The organism is Geobacillus sp. DSP4a, assembly GCF_013096875.1.
In the GTDB taxonomy this organism is placed as follows: Bacteria; Bacillota; Bacilli; order Bacillales; family Anoxybacillaceae; genus Geobacillus; species Geobacillus thermophilus.
Genome location: NZ_SDLD01000027.1, coordinates 41,552 through 50,452 on the forward strand (window position 1 = coordinate 41,552; position 8,901 = coordinate 50,452).

The 8,901-nt window shown below is 45.2% G+C and carries 8 protein-coding genes, 1 pseudogene and 1 CRISPR repeat array (1 of these 10 running past the window's edge); of the genes and pseudogenes, 1 reads left to right on the forward strand and 8 read right to left on the reverse strand.

The genetic code is table 11. The features are described 5' to 3' along the window. A CRISPR array of direct repeats spans positions 1–336; the repeat unit is 37 nt; unit sequence GTTTCAATCCTCACCCGGCTTAATAGCCGGGTGCAAC (it extends 632 nt beyond the left edge of the window). Between the two features lie 9 nt (positions 337–345). From ETC02_RS18085 to ETC02_RS10815, 8 genes are all read right to left on the reverse strand, one after another. Then, positions 346–474, reverse strand: a complete 129-nt coding sequence (locus ETC02_RS18085; RefSeq protein ID WP_255408620.1) for a hypothetical protein — start codon at positions 472–474, stop codon at positions 346–348. Between the two features lie 91 nt (positions 475–565). Continuing rightward, positions 566–856, reverse strand: coding sequence for a CRISPR-associated endonuclease Cas2 (cas2, locus tag ETC02_RS10785; RefSeq protein ID WP_025949257.1), 291 nt, complete (start codon positions 854–856; stop codon positions 566–568). 6 nt (positions 857–862) lie between these two features. Next, entirely contained in the window at positions 863–1,894 is a 1,032-nt protein-coding gene (cas1c, locus tag ETC02_RS10790) for a type I-C CRISPR-associated endonuclease Cas1c (RefSeq protein WP_049625189.1), read from the reverse strand. After that, complete coding sequence (cas4, locus tag ETC02_RS10795; protein ID WP_047818725.1) at positions 1,887–2,501, reverse strand: CRISPR-associated protein Cas4; 615 nt, start codon at positions 2,499–2,501, stop codon at positions 1,887–1,889. Before cas4 ends, cas1c begins: the two co-directional genes overlap by 8 nt. A 24-nt stretch (positions 2,502–2,525) precedes the next feature. Continuing rightward, positions 2,526–3,638, reverse strand: a complete 1,113-nt coding sequence (cas7c, locus tag ETC02_RS10800) for a type I-C CRISPR-associated protein Cas7/Csd2 (RefSeq protein WP_049625190.1) — start codon at positions 3,636–3,638, stop codon at positions 2,526–2,528. Continuing rightward, positions 3,638–5,413 (reverse strand): type I-C CRISPR-associated protein Cas8c/Csd1, encoded by a 1,776-nt coding sequence (gene cas8c, locus ETC02_RS10805; protein ID WP_227412609.1) that lies wholly within the window; start codon positions 5,411–5,413, stop codon positions 3,638–3,640. Before cas8c ends, cas7c begins: the two co-directional genes overlap by 1 nt. Continuing rightward, positions 5,394–6,104, reverse strand: a complete 711-nt coding sequence (gene cas5c / locus ETC02_RS10810; protein WP_063330856.1) for a type I-C CRISPR-associated protein Cas5c — start codon at positions 6,102–6,104, stop codon at positions 5,394–5,396. Before cas5c ends, cas8c begins: the two co-directional genes overlap by 20 nt. Before the next feature lie 26 nt (positions 6,105–6,130). After that, entirely contained in the window at positions 6,131–8,323 is a 2,193-nt protein-coding gene (locus ETC02_RS10815; RefSeq protein WP_047818728.1) for a CRISPR-associated helicase/endonuclease Cas3, read from the reverse strand. 162 nt (positions 8,324–8,485) lie between these two features. Between ETC02_RS10815 and ETC02_RS10820 the strand changes: the two are divergent. Beyond that, positions 8,486–8,659, forward strand: a pseudogene (locus tag ETC02_RS10820) (terminase gpP N-terminus-related DNA-binding protein); the annotation flags it as partial. Positions 8,660–8,901 lie beyond the last annotated feature (242 nt).

Sequence of the window (8,901 nt, forward strand, 5' to 3'; positions counted from 1 at the left end):
GATACCGTAAATCGTTTCAATCCTCACCCGGCTTAATAGCCGGGTGCAACACCGACGGCTGAATACCAAGACAAGTACCACATCCCGTTTCAATCCTCACCCGGCTTAATAGCCGGGTGCAACGAGCGATGACAGGCAATCCAAGAGCCGATTTGACTGTTTCAATCCTCACCCGGCTTAATAGCCGGGTGCAACGGAAGTGGGGGATTCCCACGTTTCCCCTTCGGTGTTTCAATCCTCACCCGGCTTAATAGCCGGGTGCAACTCGATACACTTCCACATCAAACTCATCATCTTGTGTTTCAATCCTCACCCGGCTTAATAGCCGGGTGCAACCGCCCGCGTTTAGATATCTTGTGTTGAGCGCATTTCAAGATATAAAAACGCGAACTTACGCATTCTGTTTGGGGCAAAGTCATAATGATCACAGATCCATTTTCCCTCTTCGGCTTTATAACCAGCTTTTCCGCCCATCGCGATCCCCCTTCTTTTTCAGCATCGCTTTATGTTCGCGCATCATTCTCTTCTTGCCGCACATATCATCGGCATTTTGTCATCTTTGTCATTACAAAATGATGGGATCATTATAATCAACGTAATAATCTTTTCCATAGACACGAACCGCCTTTGACCGGCTGCCGTACAATGTATATATCCGCAAACTATCTTTTTCCAAGTCAATGACGCGCAACAATTGATGCTCCATTTCTTCTAGCTGCGCTTGACTAACGCTGCATTCGAACACTGATTTTTGCACCCGCTGACCAAAATTTTGGCAAATGGTCGCCACTTTTCGCAACCGTTTTTGACCGCTTGGTTCTAATGTTTCTACATCATATGTCACTAAAATATCCAATCATGATCACCTCATGATAAATGGAGTGTACTCCTCAATATCTCCCCGTAAATGTCGAGCTAATAATCGAGCATGTACGTGAGGCAACAACCCTAGTGGAACTTTTTGATTGATAATCGGGTGCTGGATTTCTTCTTGTTTCCGTTTTTGATAAGCAGCCAAAAAGGTTTTTCTCCCCTTTTCATTCAAAAATACAGCTCCGCCTGGGCGCATGTCAAAATGGCTTTTATCCAGTTGCCTCCGGTTGATTAATGTCAGAACAAATCGATCAGCCAAGTAAGGCCGAAATTCTTCAACAAGATCCAAACCTAATGATGGCTTCCCAGGCCGCAACGCATGCAAATAACCGATTTGCGGATCAAGCCCCACTCCCTCCAATGCCGAGATACAGTCTTGTGTTAAAATGCTGTAAGCAAATGATAAACAAGCATTGACCGGATCGCGGGGAGGCCTCCGAGACCGTACGGTAAAGGCAAAAAATCCGTCCTCATCTGACCGTATGAGCGATGCGAACGCTTCAAAGTAGACGGATGAGGCGTATCCCTCGACTCCCCGCAGTTCATCCAATGTCGATTGCTTTCCAATATTGCGTAAACTTTGGTCTAGTTGCTTTACAGATTGCTCCAACCTCGCTCGCTGCTCTGGATAATCACGCATCGCCCGTTGCAGCACGCTTTTGCTGTTGCGAATTTTACCGGATACAAAACGCGAAGCAATATGGAGCATCTTTTTCTCATTTTCCAATAGTTGATGTTGTGCTCTTCGAAGCAATACATTTCCATTTGTTCTTCCAGTGGCTCGGGCCAAAAAACGGCCATATGCATCATACCAAATGACAGAAATGCCTTGGTTGACACATTTGCCAAGCAAATACGGGCTGATCGAAACATGTCCAAACATGACAATGGCGCCAATATGGTGGATAGGGACTTGCAATGTCTTTGCCCCTTCCACCTCAACGACAATGGTTTCATGATCAAGCCGTATATACGACTGTTGCGTTTGAACGTATAACGTATTCAACAATACTTTAATCATGATCGTTCTCCTCGCTTATCCAAGCGGCTACGTTCGCAGGAACCTGTGGCATGCAAACGTCCTGCAACGAGCAATCACGGCATCGTGCATCATTGACGGGCGGCGGCAATCGGTCTTTTCCCAACATTTCTCTTACATTTTGTATCGTTTCTTCCACAAGTCGCCGCAAAGGCTTGGTCACGTCCACTTCCAACCGTCTTCTTGACTGATAATAGTATAAGGCCCCCTTTGCCACCGGTCGATCGAACATTTCTTCTAGGCAGAGAGCTTGAGCCGCCAACTGCACCATATCCGCCTCTTTCGTTTTTCGTTTTCCGGCTTTGTATTCCACTGGATATGGCGTTCCATCAGGAAGAAATTCTACACAATCTGCTTTTCCTATAATCCCCAAACGTTCCGACCAGATTGGCAAAGCACGCTCTACTCTTCTGTCTCCCAACTGTTCTCCTTCGGGTCTGTCTACCCGTTCATGCACCCGATTCCCTCTCAGTGTAAAAACATTCTCCTCAAAAGTCTGTTCGAGATGAATCAATGCACATTGACGCGGGCAGTACACATAATGTTGCAAAGCCGATAACATAATCCACTCATCTTCACTCCACTGCATAAAACCAACCCTTTCGCCAACGTTTTATACGAGGCGCGTCACGGTGACTCCAGAAAACCCTTCAAGAAAAACGTCTTTTTGCCCCTCATCTGCCGGTCCGAGCAAAACATAGTCATGGAATGACCTTGGCGCTTCCTGTTGGCGGCGCTCGACTTTCACCAAGTCAAACAGTTTATGAGCTGGGGCTGATCCTTTCGCATTTTCATGGCTAAAAATATACAGTGCTCTGACATTCATTTCTCCTCTAGCCGCAGAATGGTCAAATGCAAATAAATGAACGAGCGCATCCCAAAAATCAGCTAAATCTTCCGCCGTAACCCCTGTTTTTTCTCCTAAAAATGGATTGTAGAATCCATGCAATCGATACAACCCGTATGGAATTAACGGTTTTCTTCCCATTTCCGTTTGTTTTCTGCGGCGATCCGATTCTTTGGTGATCGCGGAGCGTGTGATGGTCAAATCCCATGGAAATACCGGATCAATTGAGCGAGAAAATGTCAGCTGCATCGGCCCGCGCACTTGACCAGCATTCAACCCTGTTGACATCACAGCCCCGAACATGCGGACATCATAGTACTTTTGGCATAAAGCCTTTTGCGCATTTTGGCGTGTTTGGTCATCAATTTTCATATTATTTGCCGCCTGTGCCAAACGTTTCGCCATATTTCGCAATGACTTTTCCAGCTGTTTTTTAAGACCGGCTTCTTCTAATCCTTCCGTTAATTTTTCCCGAATATCCTTATCCTTGACGTCCTCGCCAGTATAGATCACCCGATTGTCTTCGAGCACCAATCCTTGTTCCTCAAGCTGTGAAAGCCAATTCATCAATTCCCCATTTTCTTTTTCTTCTTCATTCAGCTCAATCGTCGCCAGTTTCACTCCGACGTCTTGATATGCTTGAAAAATGATGGTGTTTAAAGCTGTTTGGCTTTGAATAAAAATCGGTTTGCCTAATACCATCGCGACGTAATCGCGAATTTTCCGCTTGATAGCGACGTCGGTCACAATGCCGTGCATCGTTTCCGGATCGACACGCGGCATGTTGCCCGCATCTGGATCCCCATTTGGATTCCCATCTTTGACATCAAAAAGCAACACAAATTCGTGACGTTTTGTCGGATCAATATAGCGCTCCATCACTGGCTTTCCCCCGTTTCTTTTGTTTGATTGGCTTGATGGCGACTGCGGAATTCAGCACGTTGATGATAAAAACCGAGCGCGAACTCTGCTTGTTCTCTCAAATTGAAAATCGTTGGAAAACCGCCAGCTTCATCCAACTGTTTCATCACTTCTTCGAGCAAACGGCCAAGCTCAACAGACACTTTCGGCAGATGAGCGGTTGTCGAAAGCCTCAGCAATGAACCGAATGTCGATGCTGGAGCTGTAGAAGCCGCGCCATAAAATCGATCAACGATTGTGCTTCCAATTCGGTATCCTGAAGCGCGCCGTTGAATTTCTTCCAATACGGCCAATAATCGTCCACAAATATAAGCCGGCTGCAAGCAATGGTTGTTTAACGATTGCATTGTATTTGCTTCCTCCTTTCCATATGTGAGAACGAGTTTTATCAAACTGGCTGATGAATGATATCTCCACGTTTCCTTCGGATCACTCAATACTTTCAAAGAGCGGAAACGTTGAAGCGCTAACGGCAGCAATTCAGCGGGCGGCAAAGCCCCTTGATAAATCATGCGCAAACATTGCCGCACCAACCCTGGAGACATGTCGACAGCGCGAATCAAGACTCCCAACGGCAATAAATAGCCTTTTTCCCCAGTCGGTTGAACGATGCGCACAGCGGCCACATACCTCTCCAAATGCATCAGCAATTGAGAAATCGATGTGTGAATCCATTCGCGAACGACTAATCTCGCTTTATTGGCCGAAAGGACAGCCATATGAAAAAACGTCTTGTCTAAATGCAATGCCTGCTCGCGCCCTGTTTTTGGGAGGGCAAGCAATTCCTCGAGCTGCTTTAGCTCAGGGGGAGGTGTTAAGTTGTTTGTCCCGTCTTCAAAGGATCCTGATTCAAGTATAGAAGCGAGCACACTCTCGTCGATTTGAATTTCTCCTCGTTCCCCTTCATTCATGGAATCATTGATCCAATATACAGCCATTTGAGCTTGCAAATCGTCTCTCTTTTTTTTGTCTCTATATAACTCTGCATGATGTTTATCTTCCCGTAACAAGTAATTAAAAACGTCTACAGTCAACGTTGCGCACTGAAAACATATAGGCGCATTATTCGTCTGGTCTTTCCCCATCGATTTAAAGGCTTTTTCCTTAAAGCTTGTCAGTATGCACCGTTGGCCAAATAATGAAATCACACTTGGAAAAATGCGCACATAAGGAGCGTAGTTTCTGCAAATCGCACAATTGTTTTTATCGTTAGACGCCAGCTCTTGTTCTAAATGTTGAACCCAAAACTGCTGGATTTTCGGATGCTCGCAAATCAGCGATTCTTCATTTACTTGAAATGTAACAATATCTCTTGGCCTGATCGATGAAAAAAACTGCTCTTTCAAAGAGCTTTGAAGAAAGTCAAGAACTCTTTTTAACTCTGCCATATTTGTATGATCATAGGCCTCTTCTATGAGTCTCACATATTCCTGATGCGCAAGCTGTGCTTCACGAATCTTTTTTGGTTCGTTATTTTCTGGAACTCCCAACACATATCGCGCATCGTCCACTAATAAATATGGTTTCACATTATTCTCGGACAATTGTCCCGATCTCTGTCGAATAGGAGCTTCAATCATGCGATACTCCCCTTTTTCAAATGGGCCTTTTAAATAAGGGGTCGCTCCGCTTAAATCGATAATCCAATTAATCAGTTTTTTTTCATAGCAAAGAGGAGGCATTTTCTTTTTCCTCTGCAACTGATCCGCCAACTCAATCAACTCGTAAAGCATCTTGGCCCTCCAATACATATAACTGTTGATATCTTTCTTTCGGAATATGCATCCAGCCGTTTTCTACTTTTGCCTCAAAAAAGATGGGCTTTGCGAATCCAGCCACCGCTCGCGTTCCTGTTTCATCATGACGGAGAAACTCCATTTCTTTTCTGGATTTGTCTTCGATAAAAGCGAGATCGAACAACATTGTGCCGATATCCATATCAATAGGCTGCACGACATCCTTTTCGTTTATAGGTGAAAAATTGGCAGCAAATTCCCTTGTTCCTAAATATGGCGTATGATAATACTGCCCCCTTTCAATCCTGCGGTTAAACTGGTCACGATATTTGGCGACTGGATCCACTGCTCGTCCTGTTAAAACGATATCCGCAACAACCCAATAAGCAACGTTTTTTAAAATCAAGCTTGTTCGTTGAGCACGATCGTTTTCAATCAAAATTGGTTTTTTACCTTGTTTGTTTTTAAGTTCGTTACGCAAAATCGCCTGCTGACCCCCTAAACTCAAAATCCCGATTTGGCGAATTTCATAACGAAATTCCGGTTTCCAAAAAATCGCTTCCAATATCCCCCGCGCTGCGCTCGGCGTCATCACCGGATAACTGATGCGCTCGACTTTAAATTCCGGTCTTGTAAAACAGGCATATTCTCCCCACACTTTCACCTGCACTTTCGCTTGACGTTGCATTTCATGTCTCCTTTCCATCGCCATTTCTATCCAATCAAACTGAGTGGATCGTAAACTTCTTCTTTAATTCCGATCCGTTCATCATAGTCACCAAGCCATTCATAGACATTGTCCGCCACTTCCCGCAGCCATCCGTCCTTTTCTTTCTTTTCCGCCTCAAAACGATACAACTGAACCATATATGGCTGCAAACGGCGAAACGAATAGCGGGACGGAGAAGATTCCCACATTCGCAAGTATTCCGACGCCTCCTCATATGGAACGATGACGGAAACCGTATCCTGATCAATAAGGCGATACTTTTCGGCAACTAATGGATAATCAAGCATTTCCCGATCTTTTTGGATGTTTTTCGAATCCACATCCACCGAGGCGAATAAACGACGGAAATATTCCCGAAATATATTGGGATCGTGCAAATCATCAGGATGGCGTTGTGCCAATAAGAACCGTGCTGTTTCCGTCGCTGTTCGATACGATCCTCTTGGGCTTGGCATGTCTTCTGTTTCAAAAATAATCACGTTTCCTTTATCCATTTTTCCTTCGCGATTGCAGCGTCCTGCCGCTTGGACAATCCGGTCGAGGGGCCCCATTTGCCGCATGACAATCGGAAAATCTAAATCAACCCCTGCTTCCACCACTTGTGTACTGATGAGGCGGACAGGTTGATTTTTCTTTAGACGTTCACGAACTTCCTCTAAAATTCGGCGACGATGCGCGCTGCAAAGAAGGGTGGAAAGATGGAATACCCCATCATCTTCTTGAAGGAGCTCGACGCACTCTTTCGCCTCTTTTCTCGTGTTAAAGACAACCAATAATTGCTTTTGTTCTCGAATGAAACGGACAAGTTGTGGCAATGAAACGGGTGATTTCCATATTTCATAGTCCACCCGCTGCATTTGTTGAAAATGACGATTCACGGTCGGCAACGGCAACATTTCTTTGACCTCTATTTCGGAAAATACATCCAAAAATCGGCTTTCCTCAAAAAACGGCTGAGTGGCGCTCGATAAGACAACGGTTGTCTGACAATGACGCACCAACATGGCCAATGCATCTAATGTCGGCTTTAGCAGTTCTGTCGGGAGCGTTTGAACCTCATCGAGAATTACGACGCTGCGCGACAAGTTATGCAGTTTGCGCACCTTGCTTGGACGATTGCTGAACAGGCTGTCAAACAGCTGCACGGTTGTCGTGACAATGAGGGGAGCATCCCAATTTTCCGCAGCGAGGCGTTGTTGGATGAGCCTTTCATCCGCTTCTTCCTTCTCATCATCCACCTCAATTTGGCTGTGGTGCTCCAACACCGCATCGTTCCCGAAAATGCCGCGGTATACATCCGCCGTCTGCTCAATAATGCTTGTATACGGAATGGCGACAATAACGCGGTCAAGTCCATGTTCCACAGCATGTTTCAATGCAAAAGCTAAACTGCTTCTCGTCTTCCCCCCTCCGGTCGGCACGGTCAACCGATATACTCCCTGCGGTCTGGAGGCGGAGCGGACGCATTCCTCATACACTTCCCTTCTCATCCGATTCACCGCTGTATCATCCGTGCGGCTTGTTAATTGTTCCTGATCGGCGGTAAATTGATTCCATAAATCCGTTATCGAAGCCACAGGCGTTCGGAGCGGAGAAAGCTCCGGCTGGAAGTGGCGCTCTGTATCTAAATAATCAGCGTCAACAAGCGCAGAAAAGATCAGGCGAATCCACATCTCCCTATCGGTTTCAGAAAGCGAAGAAATATTTTCCACACTTTGCATGCATGGAAATACGAATTTCTTTAGGAACGATTCGGCTTGCTTCAAGACTTCCCGAAAGTGCAAATGTTGTTCTTTTAAGCTCTGTCCAAGGGTAGATGATAAATAGTGAGACGAATGCAAACCCACATGATGGCCGGCGATCGGCAACGAAAACCATTGCCAGGCATGTCGATTTCCTGTTTTTTTCCAATACACTTGGTACATCAACGCCGCTCCCCAAATCGCATGAGGGACGCTTTGGCCCATTTCTCCATCTGCTTGCTTTTTCAAATACTGTTGAAAAAGAGGATGGAATTTTCCTAAGTCATGCAAAAGGCCGCATAAATAAGCCACTCTTCCCCCTTGAAAAGGAGCGGCGAATGATTGAGCCATTTCCGCTACGCTTACCAAATGTTCGTCCAACCGATGCCATTCCTGTCCATTTGCCCGTGGCGTATGAGCATACACATCATTCATGTTTCATTCGACTCCATCAGACATTTTCTCTTAGGACATTTGCCTTATATTTATTTATTTCAACCAATATCTTCATAATCCTTCTATATAAATTGAAATAAAGGTTTTCTCCCGTTCCACGGCGAATAAATAAAAGAGAAAATAGGGGAACGGAGAGAAAATATGATGCCAAATCACAAAGACGAGATCGAAAAGTTGTCCACTGCCATGAAAGAAGCAAAAAGTAAACGAGCATATGAACGCTACCAAGCGATTTATCTTCATTTGCAGGGATATACCAAAGGAGAAATCGCAACGATTATTGGTCGATCCAAGAAAACTATTTATAACTATATAGGTTGTAATAAAGAATTTCCGACCTCCATGTCCCGTCTTTACTTTATCACCTAACAAGCTGGCACGGTGACAAGAAGAGCGAACAATGCCATGTAAAACAAAATTGCCACTTATATATATTCATGCCTACGCCCAGCGCGGTCTTGATGGACTGGAGATGAAATACTCACCTGGCGCCCCACGTCGATTGACCCCTGAGCAGGAAAAAGAGCTGGCTTTGATCATTGAACATCAGCTCCCCG